This window comes from Rossellomorea aquimaris, from assembly GCF_020171925.1.
Taxonomy (GTDB): domain Bacteria; phylum Bacillota; class Bacilli; order Bacillales; family Bacillaceae_B; genus Rossellomorea; species Rossellomorea aquimaris_F.
This window is the reverse complement of the sequence record NZ_JAIVAR010000005.1, coordinates 100,750-122,096: the sequence shown is the minus strand read 5'-3', so window position 1 is coordinate 122,096 and position 21,347 is coordinate 100,750. Positions and strand designations below refer to the sequence as shown.

The 21,347-nt window shown below is 44.5% G+C and carries 24 protein-coding genes; 18 read left to right on the top strand and 6 right to left on the bottom strand.

What is annotated here, in order from left to right:
* The first annotated feature begins 36 nt into the window (after positions 1-36).
* The 9 genes from iadA (at position 37) to LCM10_RS16045 (ending at position 9,611) form a co-directional block, all read left to right on the top strand.
* Positions 37-1,212, top strand: coding sequence for a beta-aspartyl-peptidase (gene iadA, locus LCM10_RS16085; RefSeq protein ID WP_224877318.1), 1,176 nt, complete (start codon positions 37-39; stop codon positions 1,210-1,212).
* Between the two features lie 130 nt (positions 1,213-1,342).
* Positions 1,343-2,230 carry a hypothetical protein gene (locus LCM10_RS16080; RefSeq protein ID WP_224877317.1) on the top strand — a complete coding sequence of 296 codons (888 nt, stop codon included), beginning with the start codon at positions 1,343-1,345 and terminating at the stop codon, positions 2,228-2,230.
* 69 nt (positions 2,231-2,299) lie between these two features.
* Positions 2,300-3,568 (top strand): MFS transporter, encoded by a 1,269-nt coding sequence (locus LCM10_RS16075; protein ID WP_224877316.1) that lies wholly within the window; start codon positions 2,300-2,302, stop codon positions 3,566-3,568.
* Between the two features lie 290 nt (positions 3,569-3,858).
* Positions 3,859-4,401: an RNA polymerase sigma factor SigY gene (gene sigY / locus LCM10_RS16070; protein ID WP_224877315.1), complete on the top strand. Its 543-nt coding sequence runs from the start codon at positions 3,859-3,861 to the stop codon at positions 4,399-4,401.
* Positions 4,376-4,702: a YxlC family protein gene (locus LCM10_RS16065; protein ID WP_224877314.1), complete on the top strand. Its 327-nt coding sequence runs from the start codon at positions 4,376-4,378 to the stop codon at positions 4,700-4,702. The genes sigY and LCM10_RS16065 overlap by 26 nt, the downstream gene beginning before the upstream one ends.
* Positions 4,699-4,926, top strand: coding sequence for a sigmaY antisigma factor component (locus LCM10_RS16060; protein WP_224877313.1), 228 nt, complete (start codon positions 4,699-4,701; stop codon positions 4,924-4,926). Before LCM10_RS16065 ends, LCM10_RS16060 begins: the two co-directional genes overlap by 4 nt.
* Entirely contained in the window at positions 4,907-5,221 is a 315-nt protein-coding gene (locus tag LCM10_RS16055; RefSeq protein ID WP_224877312.1) for a YbjQ family protein, read from the top strand. The genes LCM10_RS16060 and LCM10_RS16055 overlap by 20 nt, the downstream gene beginning before the upstream one ends.
* A 617-nt stretch (positions 5,222-5,838) precedes the next feature.
* Complete coding sequence (locus LCM10_RS16050) at positions 5,839-7,596, top strand: ABC transporter ATP-binding protein (RefSeq protein WP_224877311.1); 1,758 nt, start codon at positions 5,839-5,841, stop codon at positions 7,594-7,596.
* Positions 7,593-9,611: an ABC transporter ATP-binding protein gene (locus LCM10_RS16045; protein ID WP_224877310.1), complete on the top strand. Its 2,019-nt coding sequence runs from the start codon at positions 7,593-7,595 to the stop codon at positions 9,609-9,611. The genes LCM10_RS16050 and LCM10_RS16045 overlap by 4 nt, the downstream gene beginning before the upstream one ends.
* Before the next feature lie 96 nt (positions 9,612-9,707).
* Here the strand turns inward: LCM10_RS16045 and LCM10_RS16040 are convergent, their stop codons facing one another.
* Positions 9,708-10,325 carry an NAD(P)-dependent oxidoreductase gene (locus LCM10_RS16040; RefSeq protein ID WP_224877309.1) on the bottom strand — a complete coding sequence of 206 codons (618 nt, stop codon included), beginning with the start codon at positions 10,323-10,325 and terminating at the stop codon, positions 9,708-9,710.
* A gap of 184 nt (positions 10,326-10,509) precedes the next feature.
* Between LCM10_RS16040 and LCM10_RS16035 the strand changes: the two genes are divergently transcribed.
* From LCM10_RS16035 to fumC, 6 genes are all read left to right on the top strand, one after another.
* Complete coding sequence (locus LCM10_RS16035; protein ID WP_224877308.1) at positions 10,510-11,322, top strand: amino acid ABC transporter substrate-binding protein; 813 nt, start codon at positions 10,510-10,512, stop codon at positions 11,320-11,322.
* Positions 11,306-12,010: an amino acid ABC transporter permease gene (locus LCM10_RS16030; protein ID WP_224877307.1), complete on the top strand. Its 705-nt coding sequence runs from the start codon at positions 11,306-11,308 to the stop codon at positions 12,008-12,010. Before LCM10_RS16035 ends, LCM10_RS16030 begins: the two co-directional genes overlap by 17 nt.
* A 15-nt stretch (positions 12,011-12,025) precedes the next feature.
* Positions 12,026-12,760, top strand: a complete 735-nt coding sequence (locus tag LCM10_RS16025; RefSeq protein ID WP_224877306.1) for an amino acid ABC transporter ATP-binding protein — start codon at positions 12,026-12,028, stop codon at positions 12,758-12,760.
* Positions 12,761-12,873: 113 nt separating this feature from the next.
* Positions 12,874-13,767, top strand: coding sequence for a hypothetical protein (locus tag LCM10_RS16020; protein ID WP_224877305.1), 894 nt, complete (start codon positions 12,874-12,876; stop codon positions 13,765-13,767).
* Positions 13,760-14,782 carry an ABC transporter permease subunit gene (locus tag LCM10_RS16015; RefSeq protein WP_224877304.1) on the top strand — a complete coding sequence of 341 codons (1,023 nt, stop codon included), beginning with the start codon at positions 13,760-13,762 and terminating at the stop codon, positions 14,780-14,782. Before LCM10_RS16020 ends, LCM10_RS16015 begins: the two co-directional genes overlap by 8 nt.
* An 81-nt stretch (positions 14,783-14,863) precedes the next feature.
* On the top strand, positions 14,864-16,249 hold the full coding sequence (gene fumC / locus LCM10_RS16010; protein ID WP_224877303.1) for a class II fumarate hydratase: 1,386 nt from the start codon (positions 14,864-14,866) through the stop codon (positions 16,247-16,249).
* Between the two features lie 215 nt (positions 16,250-16,464).
* Here fumC and LCM10_RS16005 read toward each other — a convergent pair whose 3' ends face one another.
* On the bottom strand, positions 16,465-16,677 hold the full coding sequence (locus LCM10_RS16005; protein WP_224877302.1) for an alpha/beta-type small acid-soluble spore protein: 213 nt from the start codon (positions 16,675-16,677) through the stop codon (positions 16,465-16,467).
* Between the two features lie 350 nt (positions 16,678-17,027).
* Between LCM10_RS16005 and LCM10_RS16000 the strand changes: the two genes are divergently transcribed.
* The gene (locus LCM10_RS16000; RefSeq protein ID WP_224877301.1) at positions 17,028-17,207 is read left to right on the top strand and encodes a hypothetical protein; all 180 of its coding nucleotides are present in this window, start codon (positions 17,028-17,030) and stop codon (positions 17,205-17,207) included.
* 56 nt (positions 17,208-17,263) lie between these two features.
* Here the strand turns inward: LCM10_RS16000 and LCM10_RS15995 are convergent, their stop codons facing one another.
* Positions 17,264-18,361, bottom strand: coding sequence for an ABC transporter ATP-binding protein (locus LCM10_RS15995; RefSeq protein WP_224877300.1), 1,098 nt, complete (start codon positions 18,359-18,361; stop codon positions 17,264-17,266).
* Between the two features lie 100 nt (positions 18,362-18,461).
* Positions 18,462-19,376 (bottom strand): PucR family transcriptional regulator, encoded by a 915-nt coding sequence (locus tag LCM10_RS15990; RefSeq protein ID WP_224877299.1) that lies wholly within the window; start codon positions 19,374-19,376, stop codon positions 18,462-18,464.
* Between the two features lie 140 nt (positions 19,377-19,516).
* Here LCM10_RS15990 and LCM10_RS15985 point away from each other — a divergent pair, with 140 nt between their 5' ends.
* Positions 19,517-19,777, top strand: coding sequence for a metal-sensitive transcriptional regulator (locus LCM10_RS15985; RefSeq protein WP_224877298.1), 261 nt, complete (start codon positions 19,517-19,519; stop codon positions 19,775-19,777).
* A 97-nt stretch (positions 19,778-19,874) separates the two neighbouring features.
* Here LCM10_RS15985 and LCM10_RS15980 read toward each other — a convergent pair whose 3' ends face one another.
* Positions 19,875-20,069, bottom strand: a complete 195-nt coding sequence (locus LCM10_RS15980) for a hypothetical protein (RefSeq protein WP_224877297.1) — start codon at positions 20,067-20,069, stop codon at positions 19,875-19,877.
* A gap of 521 nt (positions 20,070-20,590) precedes the next feature.
* A complete protein-coding gene (locus tag LCM10_RS15975) occupies positions 20,591-20,806 on the bottom strand; it encodes a DUF5342 family protein (RefSeq protein WP_224877296.1) in 216 nt (71 codons plus the stop codon).
* Between the two features lie 124 nt (positions 20,807-20,930).
* Here LCM10_RS15975 and LCM10_RS15970 point away from each other — a divergent pair, with 124 nt between their 5' ends.
* On the top strand, positions 20,931-21,329 hold the full coding sequence (locus LCM10_RS15970) for a ferritin-like domain-containing protein (protein WP_224877295.1): 399 nt from the start codon (positions 20,931-20,933) through the stop codon (positions 21,327-21,329).
* Positions 21,330-21,347 lie beyond the last annotated feature (18 nt).

Sequence of the window (21,347 nt, the reverse complement as noted above, 5' to 3'; positions counted from 1 at the left end):
GGATTCAGTAGGAAAAAAAGAAGGGAGCAGGACATCATGCTGACACTCATTCGAAACGGAGAAATCTATGCTCCAGAATATTTAGGAAAGAAAGATCTTTTACTTGTAAACGATAAGGTTGGTTTCATAGAAGACCACATCAATCTCCCCGATCGCTTTGTTGACATTAAGGTGGTTGATGCATCAGGTAAATATGTTGTACCGGGTTTCATCGATTCGCATGTACATATCATGGGAGGTGGCGGGGAAGGAAGCTTTAAGACCCGGACGCCTGAAATACAATTAAGCCAAGCGACCCTCTCTGGCATAACAACCTTGATCGGGGTCATCGGTACTGACGGTACAACCAGGACGATGCCGAGTCTGATTGCCAAGGCAAGGGCCCTTGAAGAGGAAGGGATCACTTGTTTTGTTCAGACGGGTTCATATCAAGTGCCACTTAAGACGCTTACTGGTAAGATCGAAGATGATCTCATTTTGGTTGACCGTATCATCGGGGTCGGGGAAGTGGCGATTGCAGACCACCGGTCGTCTCAGCCTACCGTCAATGAGTTGGCCAAGATCGCTTCTGCAGCAAGAGTGGGAGGAATGCTTTCAGGGAAGTCGGGGATCGTTAATATCCATGTAGGTGACAGCAGGAATCATTTAAAGTTGATCGAGGAAGTGGTTGAAACAACCGATGTTCCCTTGAAACAATTCTATCCGACACATATCAACCGGAACCCGCATCTTTTTGAAGCGGGGATAGAATATGCACTCAACGGTGGCTATGTAGACTTTACCACGAGCACAATTCCTCAATTCCTTGAAGAAGGCGAAGTGAAATGCAGCGTGGGACTGAAACGGATGTTAGATGCCGGTGTCTCCATCGATCAAATCACCTTTACGTCGGATGGGCAGGCGAGCTTGCCTCATTTCGATGAAAATGGTGAATTGATAGGATTGAAGATCGGGATGGTCTCAAGCCTATACAAGGAAGTGAAAGACGCAATCAAGGACGAAGGGATCCCGCCTGAAATAGCGCTCAAGGTGATTACCTCGACTCCAGCAAAAATCTTGAAATTAACCAATAAAGGTTATGTGAAAGAAGGCGCGGATGCGGACCTGGTCCTGCTCGACAAGGAATCCTTCGACATTGATACTGTATTGGCAAAAGGCAAGATCATGGTAGAGTCCGGAAAAGCGATTGTTAAAGGAACGTTTGAAGCTTAAAGCAGCGAATATAAGGAGTAGCATGTGAAGGCATGCTGCTCCTTTTTTATTTTATGAAGGTGATTTTTCTGTATTTTCAAACGAAAAGTCAATGAGTATAATGAAATAGATTCATCAAGGGGGGATTGGGATGGTCGGAAACGTTATATTCATTGAAGGGATTCCAGGAGCGGGAAAAACATCAACGGTAAACATGATAGCGGAATTCTTAAGGGGAAAAGGAGTTGGGGTAAGGGCTATCGTTGAAGGAGAACTCGATCAGCCTGCGGATTATGAAGGGGTGGCATTCCTCACGGATGATGAATGGATGTCGATTCAAAAGAATCATTGTAAGGAAGCTGAACGAATGAATAACGATCGTAAGCCAATGCTTCATGGCTGGCTTGTCCATTATAGCAAAATGGCACGAACCGGGGATTGGCCAGAGAAACTCATACATGAACTATCGATCCACGATATTTATAACAAGGAGCCAGAATTGTATGCTGCCCTCATAAAACATAAATGGCAAGACTTGAATGAAATGCTCCATGGTACGGATGAGGTGATCCTATTGGATTGCAGCCTGCTTCAAAACCCGACGACGTTCCTTTCTGCCAAACACGATATAGGAGAGGACGGAATCAACGCATTCGTCCTGGATTTGATCCATGCGATCAGGGCTCATCGACGATTGGTCATTTATTTGGAGCCCCGTGAAATAAGGGCGTCATTCCAACATGTCATGGCTGAACGTCCGGATGATTGGTATCACTTCGTCAAGGATTACTATACAACCGGGGCATATGGAGTGAATCACCAGCTGAGCAATGATTTGGAGGGAGTCTTAACGTATCTGGAACAACGGGTGAAATTGGAAAAGTCGATTTTGGAAGTTGCGGAAATAGAATGGCTACATATTGAAAGGAATCAATCTGATTGGGATGATGTGAACAAAAAAATCACGGATTGGCTCTCACTGAAGATGGAAGGGTGGAGAGCACTTCAGACTCCAGGCGGAGGAAGAAACCACCAATAGACGTTCGAAGCCTGATAGGAACTCGGGTAGGATGAATGTAGAATAGAAAAAGATGGAAGAAGGGTTCCTATGAAAAAAATGATTGAGATCTTCAAAAATCCGATTTTTACGAAGCTGTTCCTTGCCAATCTCACGTCCCATATGGGAAGTGTCATCGGTCTTACTGCATTCATGTTCTATCTTCTAGACCGATTCACGGACCAGCCGATGTATGCCTCGTTGACGGAAATGATGTATTCCCTGCCGACTTTGGTCGTGTTTTTCTTGGTGGGTGTATTGGCTGATCGCATGGACCGGCAGAAGATCGCGTATCATTGCGATACAATCAGCGCGATGCTGACTGTGGTCTTGTTGGGTGCGATCTATATCGGATGGCTGCCGTTGATTTTCGCTGTCCTGTTTCTGCGCAGCGGTGTCCAAAAATTCTTTTTTCCAGCCGAGCAAGCCATATTGCAGGGAGTTTTATCAAAGGATGATTACTCGACTGCAGCAGGATTGAACCAAATGGTCATGAGCCTATTCATGCTGCTAGGAAACGCGGTTGCGATTTTTGTCTATTGGAATGCAGGGATTTACGGTGCAATAGTGGTAGACTTCATTACGTTTGTCCTCAGTGCATTTTTGATTAAAAAATGTGTCATCCCTGAAGAAGTTCGTCAACCGAATGGAAAGCATACATGGAAAGACTTGAATGTCTCGTTCGTTTTGAAAGATTTTAAATCTGGCCTGTTTTACATCCTGAATCATAAGCTGTTACTTTCGTTGATCAGCGGTTTCGTCGTCTTTGGGATTGTAAATGGCGGTTTCTCTGTCATTCCGATCTTCATATTGAAATACAAATTGGCTCCGCAATCGTATGAAGAATATTCAATCATCCTCGGGATTGCCTTCGGATCGGGAGTTTTGATCGGAAGTGTGGTGTCCTCCATGCTTACACAGAAATTTAAATTTTATCAATTGATCGTCGCAGGTCTCGTTATTTCAGGAACATTCATTATTGGTGCATCCTTTGCACCTACTACGTGGATCTTCATGATGGTCGTGTTCATCGCTGCACTGGGACTTCCGCTTGTCAATATTGCGATCGGAGGGTGGCTGCCGGGCATCATCGATCCGAAAATGATGGGAAGAGTGCAAGGGTGGATCAACCCACTCATGATGCTGTCACAATCGATTACGCTCGGAATCATCGCACTCACATTCCCGGGGCTGGTTTCAGTGGAAATGCTCTACTGGCTCGTCGGAGGATGCTTACTAATAGTCGGTGCATTTTATTCAGTGATTTTGCCAAGATTAATGAAAGAAGAAGAAACCCAATCTGCCGTAGTCAATGGATAAATGGCTGAAAGAATAATCTCCATGAAGCTTCATGGAGATTATTTTCGTGGAAAACGTTGTATATAATTGATAAAGAACTAAGTGTTGATTTTGTTTGATCAGGGCATTATTAGAGTCTTTTTGAATTTTTCACCGTTTACAGCTGTTGTAAGGAGTGCAAGGCGTAGACTTCTGCGGGATACCCCCGGAAAGTGAAGTCTTGCATAATTCTATTTTTAAAAAATTTGAACGTTTTTTCTTATCATTCGTATTATCAATGAACGCATTGGCGGATAGAAGGGAAACATGCGATGGAAGAGAAACAATTAATCAAACGCGCAAAAAAAGGGGACCATGAAGCCTTCGCGATCTTATTCAAACAACATTATCCTTTTTTAGTGAAATACCTCATTAAAGTGACCATGAACAAGGACCAGGCAGAAGAACTTGCGCAGGATACCATGGCGAAAATAGTGGAGAAAATACATCTTTACAATGGTAAGTCGAAGTTTTCTTCCTGGTTGATCACAATCGCAACCAACCGTTATATCGATATCCAGCGGAAAAAGGGAAAAGAGAAGGACTGGCAGAAAGAAGAAGCAAATTACCGCAGTTTGAAATGGAATCTGGAATCTAGAAATGAAGAGTGGAATGATGTACTCGATGCTCTATCCAAGCTAGAAGATGGGGTGAGGATACCAATTATCTTAAAGCATTACTATGGCTATTCTTATGAAGAAATCTCAGAAATGATTGGAATACCACCCGGTACCGTTAAGTCAAGGGCGCATCACGGCATTCTCCGGTTACGAAAGGAGTTGAAACTGGATGAACAACAGACAACAGCCAAATGAAGAACGAGAATTGGAGCACATTCTGAAAGCGGGACTGGAGCCTTTGGAAGAAGAAATGGAAATCGACGTCCCCTCCCAGGAATGGTTTGAGCAATTTGTCCTTCAGGAACAAAAAAACATAAAAGAAGGATTGAAACGGGACATCATCCTGTTTGGGCTCATTGCAGGCTGCCTGCTGCTAATCCTTTCACTCACACTTGTTAAATCGCCGGCAACGTTCCTTCTATTGCAAGTTGCTGTTTTTATCGGTGCGGTTATCTTCAGTAGCTTTACGTTTTATAAGCAGGTGAGGAAGACATGACAAAGGAAGAAATTTATTTATTGATTCTGATCATCCCCATTCTGCTTGCTCAGAGCATTTATTTATTCCTTGATGCAAGGAAGAATGGCCATCTTTATTGGTTCTGGGGGTTATGGGGTTTGATCCAAACACCAATGCCATTGATTTTTTATCTGCTTTTCGCAAAGAAAATTTGGAAGAAGTATAAAAAAGGGAGAGAATCGAATGATCATCGTAACAACTGATTTTGTACCGGGGAAGGAAATCAAGGAATTAAAAGGGTTTGTGAGAGGGAGTACGGTACAAGCCAAACATATCGGAAAAGATATTGTCGCCGGGTTGAAAACGATTCTTGGGGGAGAAATCAGTGAGTATAGTGAATTGATGGAAGAAGCAAGACATAAGGCCATTGAAAGAATGAAGGATGAAGCTTCCCAGAAAGGCGCAAATGCAGTGATCGCCGTACGGTTGGAAACATCTGCCGTGATGCAGAACGCTTCTGAAATCATTGCCTATGGCACGGCTGTGACGGTGGAATAATCAAGTCATGCGACACATATAGTGAATTGGGTGCACTATGACCGAACGAGAAACATAGAGTATAGTGAAAATTATAAATAAAAATAAAATTGACACAATTCAAAGCGTATAGTATGGTTATTAATGGAATCTAAAATATCAAGGAATTGGAGGGTTTGTGATGATTAAAGCGTATCGAGTTCAAGGCAGAGGGAAAGCTACTGCGACTAATTTCATATCATCACATAACCAGTAACCCCCCATTCGATCATTCAAATGGATTACAGGCACAGGTTATGATTGATAACCTGTGCTTTTTTATGTGCAATTATGGGCGTTAATCAGGCACCGGCAGGGCCGCTTAAGCAAATCAGACCTGCCTTAAAAGCCTTATTGACGCCTTTTTTTGTTTGGATAGATCGTTTTTATTATTGATTTCTACTGCTTCCAGGGGTTGCGCGAAAAATCAATAGCCGCATAAACCGACTATTTCGGTGTTGTCAGGTTCAGTACCTGTTCACATAAAATTAACCCATTCAAGGAGGAAGAAAAAATGCAAAAAGTACAAACGAAGAGAATGATGAAACTGGTGGAGACAGAAGGCGGATAGTGAAACGGAAATGTAAGGGGGAGTAAGCATGTTTAGTATTTTTAAGAAGTTATCATGGTTCTTTAAAGAAAACTGGAGGCGTTACACGGTTGCAATCATCCTGCTGACGATTGTAGGGATCCTCGATGTGATCCCGCCAAAGCTCGTCGGAAATGCAATCGATGATATCCATCTCGGGGGGATGTCCTGGGATACATTAAGTAAATACCTATGGTTGTTAGCGGGCATTACGATCATTTCATACTCTATGACCTACGTGTGGATGTATCAGCTGTTCGGCGGGGCGTTCCTCGTAGAACGGAAGCTACGTTCCAACTTCATGGGACATTTATTGAAGATGACACCAACATTCTTCGAGAAAAATCGTACCGGCGACCTGATGGCAAGAGCAACGAATGATTTGAAGGCGATCTCCGTAACGGCCGGATTCGGTGTGTTGACTCTGATCGACTCGAGTGTGTTCATGCTGACCATCCTGTTCACAATGGGGTTTCTGATCAGTTGGAAATTGACCATCGCTGCCATCCTGCCGTTACCACTGATGGCATTATTGATGAAGGTGTATGGGGCAAGGATCCATAAACGCTTCACCGAAGCACAGGACGCATTCGGGGATCTTAATGATAAAGTGCTTGAATCGATAGCGGGTGTCAGGGTGATCCGTGCATATGTTCAGGAAAGGGCGGATGAAGGCCGTTTTTCCGACATGACGGAAGATGTTTATAAGAAAAATATTGAAGTGGCAAAGATTGATTCGCTGTTCGATCCGACCATAAAAGTACTGGTCGGACTGAGCTATCTGATCGGACTAGGGTACGGGGCGTACCTTGTGTTCCATCAGTCCATCACACTTGGTCAGCTCGTGTCGTTCAATGTCTACCTTGGGATGCTGATTTGGCCGATGTTCGCAATCGGTGAACTGATCAACATCATGCAGCGGGGGAATGCATCACTTGATCGTGTACAAGAAACGCTGGATTACGTCCAGGATGTGAAAGATCCGGAGAGTCCCGCATCAGTCGACACACCGGAACAGGTCGCATTTGAAGGGGTCGACTTCCAATATCCGTCATCAAACGTGAAGAACCTGGAGAGTCTCACATTGAAAATCCGCCAGGGCGATACACTTGGTGTAGTCGGGAAAACGGGGAGTGGTAAAACGACCTTTATTAAGCAGCTTCTTCGTGAGTATCCTGCAGGCGCTGGTTCCCTTTCGATTGGGGGAGTTCCGATTGGTGACCTCACCCTTCAGCAGGTAAGGAGCTGGATTGGCTATGTTCCCCAGGATCATGTACTGTTTTCGAGGACCGTAAAAGAAAATATTCTTTTTGGGCGCTATGATGCGGATGAAAGAGACCTGGAAAAAGCGATTGAGCTTGCCGATTTCAAGAAAGATTTAGAGATGCTTCCCGACGGCTTGGCTACGCTCGTGGGAGAAAAAGGGGTTGCGCTCTCCGGGGGACAGAAACAGCGTATATCCATCGCGAGGGCCCTCATAAAAAATCCGGAGATTCTGATTTTGGATGACTCCCTTTCAGCGGTCGATGCCAAAACAGAAGCGAAAATCATTGAAAATATTCGAAACGAACGTGAAGGAAAAACAACGATCATCACGACCCATCGCCTATCGGCAGTCCAGCATGCGGACTGGATCATTGTATTGGAAGATGGGAAAGTGGTGGAAGAAGGAGTCCACGGGACACTTCTTGAAAATGACGGGTGGTATAAAGAGCAATTCGACCGTCAGCAGGTTGAAGATTCCTCACTTGAGGAGGTGGGCGCATGAAAGTCGGAAAAAGACTCGTAAACTATGCGCTTTTATATAAAAAAATCATTATCGCAGCACTGCTGATGCTGACCGTTTCAGTGGCGGCAGAGCTTGCTGGCCCTTTCATCGCCAAAAAAATGATTGACGATCATATTCTTGGGATCGAAGCGGCATGGCATGAAACTGAAAAAGGGAAAGATGCCGTATCCTATGATGGGCAATGGTATAAAAGAGAACAGTATTTTAACAGTGATGAAGAAAAAGGAAAAGAGGTAAGGATCCTTCAAGTCGGAAGGGAATTTTATTTTATCCCTGCTCCCATTTCATTTGATGGGAAGCGGAAAATTCAAAACGGCACGATCACCATAACAAAAGGAGAAGACGCTGAAACCCATCCTGCGAAAAAACTGAACAGCAACGAGTTATTGGATTTCTACAATCCGGAAATCCCCAAAATCATCAAACTGATTGCGTTTTACTTTGGGCTTTTGGTCGTTGCGTCCTTCTTTCAATATGGGCAGCGATTCTTTCTTCAAAAAGCGGCCAACAGGGTCATCCAGAAGATGCGCAACGATATCTTTCAGCATATCCAGAAGCTGCCGATCCGTTATTTTGATAATCTGCCGGCAGGGAAGGTCGTTGCCCGGATTACAAATGACACAGAAGCAATTCGGGATTTGTATGTGACCGTATTATCAACGTTTTTCACAAGTACCATCTATATCATAGGGATATACATCGCCCTGTTCATTCTGGATGTGAAACTTGCGGCCATCTGTCTGATCCTGATTCCGATCCTTGTCGTCTGGACGTATCTATATCGGATCTATGCATCTAAATACAATCATATCATCCGATCGAAGGTCAGTGACATCAACGCGATGATCAATGAATCGATCCAAGGGATGAACATCATCCAGGCGTTCAGCAGGGAGAAGCAAACAAACAGTGAATTTGAAGAACTGAACGGTACCCATTATAAGTTTCAGAATAAGCTCTTAAGCTTGAATTCCATGACTTCCCACAACCTTGTGGGGGTTCTGAGGAATGTGACGTTCGTGGCATTCATCTGGTATTTCGGTGGAGGATCGATCGGAGTGGGTTCTGTCGTGACCCTGGGTGTCCTCTATGCATTCGTAGACTATATCAACCGGTTATTCCAGCCGGTGACCGGGATCGTCAATCAGCTTGCAAACCTTGAGCAGGCACTCGTTGCAGGGGAGCGCGTATTCAAGCTGTTGGATGAGGGTGGAACCGAGGTAGCCGATGACAAAATGCCCCGCTATCAAGGGAACGTCAGCTTTCAACAAGTATTCTTCGGTTATAAAGAAAACGAATATGTGCTAAAGGATATAACTTTCCAAGCAAATCAAGGGGAGACCGTCGCGCTTGTCGGACACACCGGTTCAGGAAAGAGTTCCATCATGAATCTGTTATTCCGTTTCTATGATGCGAACGAAGGGAAAATCATGATTGACGGACAGGATATTCGGGATATCCCATATCAGACAATCCGTGACCATATGGGAATCGTCTTGCAGGATCCGTATTTGTTTACCGGCACGATCGCATCGAATGTCAGCCTCGATGATCCAAGGATATCACGGGAGACTGTCGAAGATGCACTGAAAGCGGTCGGAGCTGAAAAGGTATTCAAGAATCTTGAAAAAGGCTATGACGAGCCGGTCATTGAAAAGGGAAGCACCCTTTCATCCGGCCAGCGTCAGTTGATTTCCTTTGCCCGTGCACTGGCCTTCAACCCGGCCATCCTGATTCTGGATGAAGCGACCTCAAGCATCGATACTGAAACAGAGGCAGTCATCCAGGAAGCAATGGAAGTGTTGAAAAAGGGAAGAACGACATTCATCATCGCCCACCGCCTTTCCACGATTAAAAACGCTGATCAGATCCTCGTATTGGACCGAGGAGAAATCGTAGAAAAAGGCAATCATGACGAACTCATGAAGGCGAAAGGCCGATATTATCAAATGTATCAGCTTCAGCAAGGCTCATCTTCAAATTTAGCGGGATGAAGATAAGTAGAAAGCACCTGGCTCTATGCAGGTGCTTTCTTTGTTATGTGTTGGAGAGTGTTGATTTTGCCAACGGATTTCAATCATTTAACTTCATTAATAACAGATCCCGACTCTCCTCCGCACGAATTGAGGTTCCATCAATTCCTTGTACATAAAGTCACCGGTATCATATATCGAGATGCTTCTCCCGTCCTTCGGGAGCGTGTTCTCCGAAGTCCTGTATACTCCGATCCGTTCACCATCCGGAAGATAGGTGGGACAGACAACGGTCCAATCCAGTCCTGACGCTTGAAGCATCATGAATGCCCTCAGGTGATCCTCCGCGGCTATTGTGCTCCTTCTCTTTGCTTCGCTGGATTGGAACCGGTATAAATGAGGTTCAATCCTTGAATCCAGGATCCCGGCAGTCCCGCATGTAACGATCCGGTTTATTTTATGCTGCCTCATCGCTTTCAATATCAATGGCATGCTTCTGGACAGCACGTCCTCCTTATCAGTATTAAGACAGCAGAGCACTGCATCGCATCCGGCAATTGTCTCCGATACATCTCCTTCGTTCAGCACATCTCCGACCACCACATGTTCATCGGTAGCCAAGGTATCCGGTTCAATGTGCCTCCTGACCAATCGCCGGATAGAATGATCATGTTTAGCATGGTTGTAAACGACAGAGCCAACTCTGCCTGTACTACCGAATAATGCGAGTTTCATTTCAATTCCTCCTATGATTAGGGAATTTGTTTTCTGCATACTGGTTAGATTAACTGTATAACAAAAGAATCGTTTCTACAAAAAAATCTCGAGATTAAGATGTTTTCATTGACATTTCATTTGTAACGTTTTATGATATCAATCGTGTTAATTAATTCCGATAAGAATAGTGGGGGTTTAGATAATGAAAAAATGGAAATACTCGCTTGTTCTGCTGCTGGCTCTATCGCTGGTGCTTTCTGCATGCGGACAATCAAAAGAAAAAGAAGGATCTAAAGGGGACAAAGAACAGTCCCTCTACGATAAAGTGAAAGAAGAAGGCACGCTATTAGTGGGAACGGAAGGGACGTACCCTCCTTTCACCTTCCACGATGAATCTGGCAAGCTGACAGGATTCGATGTTGAAATTGCACGTGAAGTCGCAAAACGCCTTGGTGTCGAAGCTGAATTCAAGGAAACCCAATGGGATGCGATGTTTGAAGGGTTGAACTCCAATCGCTTTGACATGATCGCCAACCAAGTGGGGATCCGTGAAGACCGACAAAAGAAGTATGATTTCTCAATCCCATATATCGAATCAAGCGCAGTCGTAGTCGTTTCAAAAGATAACGATGACGTGAAATCATTCGAAGACATCAAAGGGCTTACGTCAGCTCAATCATTGACTAGTAACTATCGTGATATCGCAGAAGAAAATGGCGCGGTCATCCAAGGTGTCGATGGACTTGCTCAATCAATCCAGCTTCTTGAACAAGGACGGGTTGATGTGACAGTGAATGATAAAATCTCAATCCTTGATTATATGAACAAACAAAAGAATGCCAATATCAAAATCGCTGCCGAAGCTGAAGATGCAGGACAAAGCGGTTTGATGTTCCGCAAAGGCAACGACAAATTAGTAGAAGAAGTCAATAAAGCGTTAGAGGAAATGATGGAAGACGGTACGTACGAAGAGATCTCGAATAAATGGTTCGGTGAGAATGTATCTCCTAAATAGTATCTTTCAGAATCCTGACGAAATGCTCGATATTTTACAAAGCTCCCTGCTTCCGATGATCAAGGGAGCTTTGTATTATTCTATCCCTCTAACGCTCATTTCGTTTACAGTTGGATTGGTGATTGCCGTCTTCACTGCTTTGGCCAGACTGTCAAGGTTCTCCGTCTTAAGGGGGATTGCAAGGGTGTATGTGTCGGCGATCAGGGGAACACCTTTATTGGTTCAATTGTTCATCATATACTTTGGACTCGGTTCTCTCGGTATCGAATTCCTAAAGCTCGAACCATTTCCTGCTGCCGTCATCGCGTTTTCATTGAATATGGGAGCCTATTCCTCTGAAATTGTGAGGGCTGCCATTCAATCGATACCAAAAGGACAGTGGGAAGCAGGTTATTCAATCGGGATGAGCTATTCCCAGACGCTGAAGCGGATCATCCTGCCACAGGCGACACGGGTATCCATTCCGCCCTTGTCGAACTCATTCATCAGCCTTGTAAAGGATACATCGCTTGCCTCTTTGGTCTTTGTATCGGAGATGTTCAGAAAGGCTCAGGAAATCGCTGCAACGAATTATGAGTTCCTATTCATGTATATGGAAGCGGCACTCCTTTATTGGATCATCTGCTTTATCTTGTCGATCATTCAAGGGAGACTTGAAGCGAGACTGGATCGTTATATAGCGAAATAGAGAGGAGGGTACAACATGATTTCTATTAAAGGGCTGAAGAAACGCTTTGATGACCTCGAAGTCCTGAAGGGCATGGATGTGGAAGTGCGAAAAGGGGAAGTAATCGTACTGATCGGCCCATCGGGATCCGGGAAAACAACGTTCCTCAGATGCTTGAATGCACTTGAAACACCGAATGAAGGCAGTGTGTCGATCGGTGAGATGAATGTGGATTTCTCTGAAAAAGTGACAACGGCGGAACTGTTAAAATTAAGAAGGCGGACCGGCATGGTCTTCCAGAACTATAACTTGTTCCCGCATATGACGGCGCTCCAAAATGTCATGGAAGGTCCTGTCATGGTTCAAGGAAAGCCAAAGGCTGAAATGAAAGAAAAAGCAATCAGGCTGCTTGAGAAGGTCGGACTCGGTGACAAGGTCGATTATTATCCGTACCAGCTTTCAGGTGGTCAGCAGCAAAGGGTCGGGATTGCAAGGGCGCTTGCAATCGAGCCTCAGGTGATGCTGTTCGATGAGCCGACCTCCGCACTCGACCCCGAATTAGTCGGGGAGGTGCTCAAGGTCATGAAAGACCTTGCAGAAGAAGGCATGACCATGGTGGTCGTCACCCATGAAATGAGATTTGCCAAAGAAGCTGCGGACCGAGTCATCTTCATGGACGGCGGACACATTGTTGAAGAAGGGAGTCCGCAGGACGTTTTTGAAGCACCAAAACACGAGCGGACCCGTCAATTCTTGAATTTGATAAAATGAACGTCTTAGATGAATGGAAACAATCCATTCATCTTTTTTTTTGATTTTGTAAAAAAAAGGAGGATTTTGACCTATTGGAAAGAAAAGGTATTAAATGAGAAAAGGGGGATACCATGAAACTATTCAGGAGACTGCTGCTCATTTTTATGGGGTTGATCTTCATAAGTGCGCTGCCGACTTTATTTTTCAATACTGATTTCCAGCTTGTATATTTGAATGGGGAAAGCGGAACATTCGGGTTCTATCCGATTGAATTTGCCGTTGCCATTTATCATGTGTTTCTGAATCTGTTACAGCCCGAACAATGGTCCCTAGTTGTGATGGGAAAGGAATATGTGTTGACTGAAGTGATTGCTGAAAGGGTTACATACTCCATCAAGGTGTTCATGTTCTCATTGGCACTGGCCGTGATCATCGCATTTCTGATCAGCGTTTTAATATCACTGACATCGGGGGTCGTCAATCGACTGCTTCTTTCGATTGTGGACCTATTGGAGTCACTGCCGGATATCTTCATCATCATCGGTGTCCAGTTGCTTGTGGTCATCTATTTCCGTGAGACAGGGATCTTGATTGGGGATATCGCCATGCTTGATGAAGAAATTTACCTATTACCCGTCACCTGTCTGACCGTGATCCCGGCTGTATTCTTGATCAAGACGATTGTACTGCTTTTAAAGGAAGAAGAACAGAAATCATATATCGAACTTGCCCGGGGGAAAGGACTAAGCTCTCTTTACATATTAGTGGTACATAGTTTCCGTAATGTGATTTATAGTCTGTTTTATCGATCGAAACTCATCTTTTCATTGATGCTGTCCAATCTATTCATTTTGGAGCGTTTATTTAACATGCGCGGGGTGATGGACCTCTTGATGTGGTCTACTGGCTACACATTTGTCATCATCTGTACGATGATCTTCCTTCCGTTCTTCCTGCTGTTCACATTTGTGGAGAATCGTATGAAGAAGAGTATCGGAATGAAGGAGGATGGTACGTATGCTTAGGGGCTTATGGAAGGAACCAAAATTTTTAGTGGGATTCATTTTTCTCTCGGTACTTTTGAGTCTGAGTTTCATGTATGAGCCATTTTTAAAGAAAGGCGTGGAAATGGTCAGCTTCCTGCATAAGGACGGCGAGATTGTAGGACCGCCTTTCACCCCATTTGAACTGCCTCCGCTCGGTTCAGACAGGGTAGGTACCCCGATTTGGACGTATGTCGTACAAGGGGCGAAATATACGATTTTACTGGGGGTAATTATCAGTTTCCTTCAAATCGCATGTTCACTGCTGCTCTCCATCGTATTAACCAGATATACAAAAGGTGTCCTGCACATTTTCGAAGAATTGGTGGAATCGATGATTTATGTTCCGATGGCCGTCATTGCATTCATGTTGTTATTTCCCATTCGCTTTGTGGTCGATGCAGGCGTTGAGCCGGTTAAGTATCTCATCATTCAAATCTTCTTGATTACCATCATAGGTCTCCCTCAGATTGTCGTCGTGCTGTCAAAGGAGATACAGAAGGCACTTCAGGAGGAATTTGTTTTAAGTGCCAAGACTTTAGGTGCAAGAGGGTTGTATTTATACCGTCGTCATATCCTTAATAACCTGCTTCCACGCATCTTCTTGCTTTTCTTTCAGAGAAATGTCAGCGTCCTGATCTTATTTGCGCATCTCGGCTTTCTCGGGGTGTTGCTCGGGGGAGGGGTGGAAAAAGAAATCATGGTAGGGGAAACACGCCTGTTCTCACTTTCGAATGAATGGGCAGGGAATATTGGGAATGCCAGGGTTGAAATCATGACAGGTCCCTGGATCATCTTTGCCCCCCTTGCTGCACTTTCCCTGACGGTCCTAGCGTACAATTTGATGGCTGCCGGACTCCAGACCATCATGCTTGGAGAGAAGAAAATAAAGAAGCAAGAAACGAGGCCAACAGAGGTGCCGCATTCCTCTATCGTCCCACCACATATGAACAAGGAGCATTTCTCGTTCAGTCGAAAGCAATCGATGGATGGATAATATTTTCACTGTAACATGGTTAGTTCACCAGGATTAGTGGAAATATGGTTATGAGATGATAATACGAGGGAGGAAGAGGAGATGGAATACCGAATCGAACGTGATACGATTGGAGAAATGAAGGTCCCAAAGGAGAAGTATTGGGGGGCGCAAACACAGAGGAGCAAAGAAAACTTTCAAATTGGAACGGAAAGAATGCCGCTCGAGGTTACATACGCCTTCGCCGAGCTGAAGAAAGCGGCTGCGATTGCGAATCATTCACTTGGGAAGCTTCCTGAACACAAAAAGAAGGCCATTGTCATCGCGTGCGAAGAGATACTAGAAGGGAAATGGGATGAGCACTTTCCATTGGTCGTCTGGCAGACCGGAAGCGGTACGCAATCAAATATGAATGTAAATGAAGTCGTTGCTTACCGTGCCAACGAGATTCTAAGAGAGTCGGGAAGTGAAGGAACGGTTCACCCGAATGATGATGTAAATATGTCGCAAAGCTCAAACGATACCTTTCCTACAGCGATGCATATTGCCGCATATAAAGAAATATCTTTAAAGCTGCTGCCTGTCATCGATGAATTCGTCACGACACTTCAGGAGAAAGAACAGAAGTTCAAGGATATCATCAAAATCGGTCGCACCCACCTTCAGGATGCCACCCCCCTGACACTCGGGCAGGAAGTGAGCGGGTGGAGGGCCATGATGGAAAAATCGCGTCATATGGTCGAGGGCAGCCTCGGACAGATCATCAACCTGGCAATCGGAGGAACGGCAGTCGGAACGGGAATCAATGCAGATCCGACTTTTGGCGACAAAGTGGCACATGAGCTTGAGCGTCAAACCGGTATCGCATTCGTCTCGTCCGATAATAAGTTCCACGCTCTCACGTCCCATGATGAAATCGTATATGTCCACGGTGCTTTAAAAGCCCTTGCTGCGGACTTAATGAAGGTGGCAAACGATGTCCGCTGGTTGTCGAGCGGTCCTCGAAGCGGGATCGGGGAAATCACGATCCCTGCCAACGAGCCTGGAAGCTCGATCATGCCGGGGAAAGTGAATCCAACTCAAAGTGAAGCGGTCACAATGGTCGTCACCCAGGTTCTCGGAAACGATGCCAGCATCGGCTTCGCAGCGAGTCAAGGAAACTTTGAATTGAACGTCTTCAAACCCGTGATCATATATAACCTCCTCCAATCGGTACGGCTGCTGACTGATGGAATACGTTCGTTCAATGATAAATGTGTAAAAGGATTGGAAGCAAACGAGGAGGTCATTGAAGATTTCGTTCAGCGCTCATTGATGCTTGTAACTGCCTTGAATCCACATATCGGGTATGAGAAAGCAGCGGAAATCGCCAAGGATGCACATAAAAGCGGCTTGACTTTAAAAGAAGCTGCCATAAAATCAGGCTATCTGACAGAAGAACAATACGATGAATGGATCAACCCTGCGAATATGGTTAATAACAAATGAATGTAGGTTGCGACTAACTGGTAAACTTAGTGGTGGTTCACACATTAAAATTAGAAGTGTGCCTGACGGGTTACAGTGGTTGATTGGAGTGCATGACTAAGAATCATGGAAAAATGCTAATGTAATAAAAACCAATCGCGAAATCATTTCAGTCTTCAATAAAAAACCCCTGGCATCCGCCAGGGGTTTATCCATTCATATTCAATTGCTGGTAATTAGTATTGTCCGCCGCCGAATTGTTGTTCAGCCATTTGAACTAGGCGCTTAGTGATTTCTCCACCAACAGAACCGTTAGCGCGAGCTGTTGCGTCTGGCCCTAATTGTACGCCAAACTCAGAAGCGATTTCGTACTTCATTTGGTCGATTGCTTGTTGAGCTCCAGGAGCTACTAATTGGTTAGATGAGTTGCTGCGAGATTGTTGTTGCATAATCTGTCATCTCCTTAAATATAGTATGTTTTTTATGGTTGGGTCAGCTGGAGTTGCACCAGCACGCATTCCATTAGCGACCATCTAGTAGTGGTGTGACCCAAGGTTAAAGGCTGTTCCCGCCTTGTTACTAACTATTATGGTTCAGGGAGATGATTCTATACAAAACGTGTACAGGGAATTTATTCCTGAAGGATTCCCTTTAATTTTCCTACATAAAACGGTATCAATCATTAAAGGATAAAGTTATACACTTAGTTGAAAGATTGGTGACACACATGAAAGCATGTGCTTTATGTAATGGCATTGTTGAATATAAAGGATTATGCCCGAAATGCGGGGATTCAACAATGGACCAGGGAAGATATTATGATTATTACGATGAATATAGTGCCTATATGGATATCAATCATGTCCAGCTGGCTGACGGGATCCCTAATAGCAGCTGTACGGATACATGCCTGCATCTATTCACATGTATAAGGTGTGGAGAAGAAGAGGGGAAGAGTATCAACCTCACGGAGTTTTAACATGACGAATCAAAAAAACCACACTCGGATGGAGTGTGGTTTTTTATTTAAGAATATCAGCGGATTCTGCTTTCGGATTCAGAATCGAAGAAATGCGCTTTGTTCATGTCGAATGCAAGTTCAATGGTCTGACCTGCAGTGATGTCTGTACGGGAGTCGACGCGGGCCACAAAGTCCTGCCCTTCGATTTGAGAGTATAGCATCGTTTCGGCACCCGTTAACTCGGATACTTCGATTTTTGCCGTGATCTTGGCACCTTGTGCTGAATCGATGAAGATTGGTTCATCATGGATATCTTCAGGTCTTACGCCCAGGATGATGTCTTTTCCAACGTATCCTCCGTCACGGAGTACCTTCATTTTCCCTTCAGGTACTGCCACTTTTGCTTTTCCGACGACGAATGATCCGTCTTCGATCTTACCGTGGAAGAAGTTCATGGCCGGTGAACCGATGAATCCGCCTACGAATACGTTCTCAGGCTTATCGTAAACTTCTTTAGGAGAACCGACCTGCTGGATGACACCGTCTTTCATGACCACGATCCGCGTAGCCATCGTCATTGCTTCCGTTTGGTCATGTGTTACATAGATTGTCGTCGTTTGCAGGCGTTGGTGAAGCTTGGCGATCTCAGCACGCATCTGTACACGAAGCTTCGCATCAAGGTTGGAAAGAGGTTCATCCATCAAGAATACCTTTGCATCACGTACGATGGCACGTCCCAATGCAACACGTTGACGCTGTCCGCCTGATAATGCTTTCGGTTTACGATCCAATAACGCTTCTAGGCCAAGGATTTTCGCTGCTTCCTGTACGCGTCGGTCGATTTCCTTCTTATCGAATTTGCGAAGCTTAAGACCGAACGCCATATTATCATACACACTCATATGAGGATATAGGGCATAGTTCTGGAACACCATCGCGATATCGCGGTCTTTAGGTGCCACATCATTTACACGTTTCCCATCGATTGAGAAATCCCCTTTTGAGATTTCTTCCAATCCTGCGATCATTCGTAGAGTCGTTGATTTACCGCAACCTGATGGTCCAACGAATACGATGAATTCTTTATCATTGATATGAAGATTGAAATCATTTACTGCCGTCACTTTATTATCATAAATCTTGTAGATATTATCTAATTTTAATTCAGCCATTCCAATTTCTCCTCCTGTTTATGAAAACGTTTTACTCTATGGATCCATTGTAAAGAAAGCGGATTCAAAATGGTATGGTCAACCTGCACAAAAATGATCCTCACTTTTTAGGCAGATTGTCTGTTTCAAAATCCAGGACCGCTAAATAAGCAAGTAGTCCCCCTTCGAACGATTTAATATCAATGGCTGTTTTCTCAATGAATTTATCAATCCGGTATTGAACGCTATTTCGGTGCATGAACAACGTCTTGGCTGTCTGGCTGATATTCGATTGATTCTCAAGGAAAGATTTTACGGTTTGAATGAGCTCGGGCTCTTCTTCGAACACCTTTCTTGCTTTTCCGAAGAAATGCTGTTTCCATTTAACGGGCAGTTGATGCAGCATGAATCTCGGCAGGACGGTCTTCACCGACTGTACATACACGGAAGGCTGCCGGGTTCTTGAGAATGTGAATAATTCCCTTTCCTGATGGAAATGGTGAACAAACTCTACATCCAGAGCCTGAAAACTGCCGATGAAAAAAGAGATGCTAACAAAAAAATCAGATTCTATCACATGTGAAATGGAACGCAGCTGGTCACCATCCAAATTCAATTCATTCTGTTCTTCGATGATCAGGCCCTTGTGTTCATCAATGAAGATCAATGTAGAGTGGAGCGGGAGCAGGTGTTCAAATGCTTCCTTCATCGGCTGCATGTCCATTTGCTCCTTCAGTGAAAATTGGATCACACGATATTCGTTGCCGCTGTGTGAAGGGACAGGTCCTTTTTCATATAAGAAGTGGTACCATTCCATGGCGGAGCGTGAATCATTCATAGGCTTTTTCACGGAATCCATTTCATTGAATAGGCATCTTAGAAGTTCAAGTTCATCCTTGGTCAGGTCGTTTGCATCGATTCCGATGAACTCATCCTGGTGTTCATTCGAAAACCAGATCTTACCAGGTTCGGCTGTAGATGGATATTGTTTCTGAACGGTTGCGTTTGGGTATTTTAAAAGTAAAGAAGTGAACATTTCATCCCTCGACTATCATTTAGTTATGTATACTTTCCATTGTACTGAAAAAAATCAGCGAATCAAAGGGTCACGGATTGCAAATTCTTCCTGATTTTAATACTATGAGATAAGGAATAAATCGTTATGGGGTGTCCAATATGGAATACAATAAAGAAGTAACTAATCGTTTGAAGCGCCTTGAAGGACAAGTCAGGGGTGTACTGAAAATGATGGAAGAAGAGAAGCACTGTAAAGATGTCGTCACGCAATTATCGGCGGTGCGCACAGCGGTGGACCGTACAATCGGGTTGATTGTCGCTAAAAATCTCGAGTCCTGCATTCGTGAATCAGAACTTGAAGGCGGCAATGCCGAGGATGCAATAAAAGAAGCCGTCAATATGCTCGTCAAGAGTCGATGATGTAAGAAGCTGCCATGTAGGCGGCTTTTTTTATGATCTTAGGCATGGCACAAGAAAAGAGGGACCCTGTATAACAGGTCCCCCGGACAAAGGATGATTAAGAATGAGCAGGGGGTTCCTCGTAGTCCGCTATCAGAGTCGATTCACCGATATTGGTTGTATCGCCTCTCATATGGACGGAACCTCCCGACATGCCTTCATTAATGAACCTGTCGACATCAAGAAATAAATTGCCTCTTCCTTCATAGTTCGTATCCGGAAGGAATTGATAGTCACTTTTATCTTTGTTCATCCTTATCAGCCTCCTGGATTTAGTTTTCGAAAAGAGGCCGTGGTTCATTCATCGTTCCCGATTTTTTAGAAGAGTGGGTTTGAACTCAGTGCTGGAAGGTTATTGAAAATATAGAAGTGTGTTATGATGCTTGTCGCCTCTGACTAAGTTCTTCTGCTTTTCTAATGGCTAGCCCCTCGAGGTCATAAGCTAAATGGACCAAGAAGGCAAAGAACGCCTTCCCGGTCCATTCATCTTATGCATGTCGGGGCTCTGCAAGCCGCCTCCGCTTTTCTAGTGTCCAGCTCCGGCGGCTAGAGGCTCGAGACATAAGCCATGCCATCCAAAAAGGCAAAGAGCGCCTTTATGGATGCCCTGTCTTATGCTTGTCGCCTCTCGGCAAGCCGCCTCCGCTTTTCTATTGTCCAGCTACAGGGCTTAGAGGCACAGGTCATAAGCCAAACTGTCCAAGAAGGCAAAGAGCGCCTTCGTGGCGACTTCGTCTTATGCCCCACGCCTCTGGGCAAAGCCCTTTCGCTTTTCTATTCATACACATGGTACAGCATGAGTTCGTGTAGTTGTTTTTTTAGGTTTTCTTCTTCTTCTTTTTCTTTTGGAGGATGATGGCCGGTCCACTCGATCCTTCCGTCTTTATGATAATTCCCCTCGTATTTCAATCCGCTGAAATAGAATGAAAATGTCCAGCCAGGGAGCTGCTTGTTTTCAAACATATTTTTATATTGAAAATGCTGTATCAAAATAATCACCTCACTACCATTGTAAACGTTTCATCCAAAGCTGTGTAGGAATTCCTTTTTTGCCATTCATAAATGTGTTCCCCGATTAATAGAATTTAGGGAAGAGATGGAGGAGGGACGAAGCATGAATTCGTTTATTCGTGATTTGGAGAAAGCGATTAGTGACGAGTGGACAGCCTATTATTTTTACAAGGACTTAAAGAACCGGACGAATAATCCGTTATATGTAGAATTCATCGAACATGCCAAGAAAGACGAGAAGGAACATTATGAGATGTTTCAATACCTTCATTATCTATATACCGGAGAATACTATGAGCATAAGAAAGAGAAAATTGAATATACAACGTTCAAAGAAGGCGTACTGCGGGCCTTGAAGGATGAGTTGGGGGCAGCGGAGTTCTACCGTGATTTGCTGCTTGAGATGCCAAACCAGCAGGCGTATAACCCGCTATTCATTGCCATGACGGATGAAATGGAGCATGCGACCCGATTCTCTACCATCTATAACTCTTTGCGTTGAATCAAAGGTTGACCAAGG

Coding starts and splice junctions, on each gene's coding strand:
- iadA (WP_224877318.1), top strand. CDS start 37: ATGCTGACACTCATTCGAAACGGAGAAATCTATGCTCCAGAATATTTA.
- LCM10_RS16080 (WP_224877317.1), top strand. CDS start 1,343: ATGGTCGGAAACGTTATATTCATTGAAGGGATTCCAGGAGCGGGAAAA.
- LCM10_RS16075 (WP_224877316.1), top strand. CDS start 2,300: ATGAAAAAAATGATTGAGATCTTCAAAAATCCGATTTTTACGAAGCTG.
- sigY (WP_224877315.1), top strand. CDS start 3,859: ATGGAAGAGAAACAATTAATCAAACGCGCAAAAAAAGGGGACCATGAA.
- LCM10_RS16065 (WP_224877314.1), top strand. CDS start 4,376: ATGAACAACAGACAACAGCCAAATGAAGAACGAGAATTGGAGCACATT.
- LCM10_RS16060 (WP_224877313.1), top strand. CDS start 4,699: ATGACAAAGGAAGAAATTTATTTATTGATTCTGATCATCCCCATTCTG.
- LCM10_RS16055 (WP_224877312.1), top strand. CDS start 4,907: ATGATCATCGTAACAACTGATTTTGTACCGGGGAAGGAAATCAAGGAA.
- LCM10_RS16050 (WP_224877311.1), top strand. CDS start 5,839: ATGTTTAGTATTTTTAAGAAGTTATCATGGTTCTTTAAAGAAAACTGG.
- LCM10_RS16045 (WP_224877310.1), top strand. CDS start 7,593: ATGAAAGTCGGAAAAAGACTCGTAAACTATGCGCTTTTATATAAAAAA.
- LCM10_RS16040 (WP_224877309.1), bottom strand. CDS start 10,325: ATGAAACTCGCATTATTCGGTAGTACAGGCAGAGTTGGCTCTGTCGTT.
- LCM10_RS16035 (WP_224877308.1), top strand. CDS start 10,510: ATGAAAAAATGGAAATACTCGCTTGTTCTGCTGCTGGCTCTATCGCTG.
- LCM10_RS16030 (WP_224877307.1), top strand. CDS start 11,306: ATGTATCTCCTAAATAGTATCTTTCAGAATCCTGACGAAATGCTCGAT.
- LCM10_RS16025 (WP_224877306.1), top strand. CDS start 12,026: ATGATTTCTATTAAAGGGCTGAAGAAACGCTTTGATGACCTCGAAGTC.
- LCM10_RS16020 (WP_224877305.1), top strand. CDS start 12,874: ATGAAACTATTCAGGAGACTGCTGCTCATTTTTATGGGGTTGATCTTC.
- LCM10_RS16015 (WP_224877304.1), top strand. CDS start 13,760: ATGCTTAGGGGCTTATGGAAGGAACCAAAATTTTTAGTGGGATTCATT.
- fumC (WP_224877303.1), top strand. CDS start 14,864: ATGGAATACCGAATCGAACGTGATACGATTGGAGAAATGAAGGTCCCA.
- LCM10_RS16005 (WP_224877302.1), bottom strand. CDS start 16,677: ATGCAACAACAATCTCGCAGCAACTCATCTAACCAATTAGTAGCTCCT.
- LCM10_RS16000 (WP_224877301.1), top strand. CDS start 17,028: ATGGACCAGGGAAGATATTATGATTATTACGATGAATATAGTGCCTAT.
- LCM10_RS15995 (WP_224877300.1), bottom strand. CDS start 18,361: ATGGCTGAATTAAAATTAGATAATATCTACAAGATTTATGATAATAAA.
- LCM10_RS15990 (WP_224877299.1), bottom strand. CDS start 19,376: ATGTTCACTTCTTTACTTTTAAAATACCCAAACGCAACCGTTCAGAAA.
- LCM10_RS15985 (WP_224877298.1), top strand. CDS start 19,517: ATGGAATACAATAAAGAAGTAACTAATCGTTTGAAGCGCCTTGAAGGA.
- LCM10_RS15980 (WP_224877297.1), bottom strand. CDS start 20,069: ATGAACAAAGATAAAAGTGACTATCAATTCCTTCCGGATACGAACTAT.
- LCM10_RS15970 (WP_224877295.1), top strand. CDS start 20,931: ATGAATTCGTTTATTCGTGATTTGGAGAAAGCGATTAGTGACGAGTGG.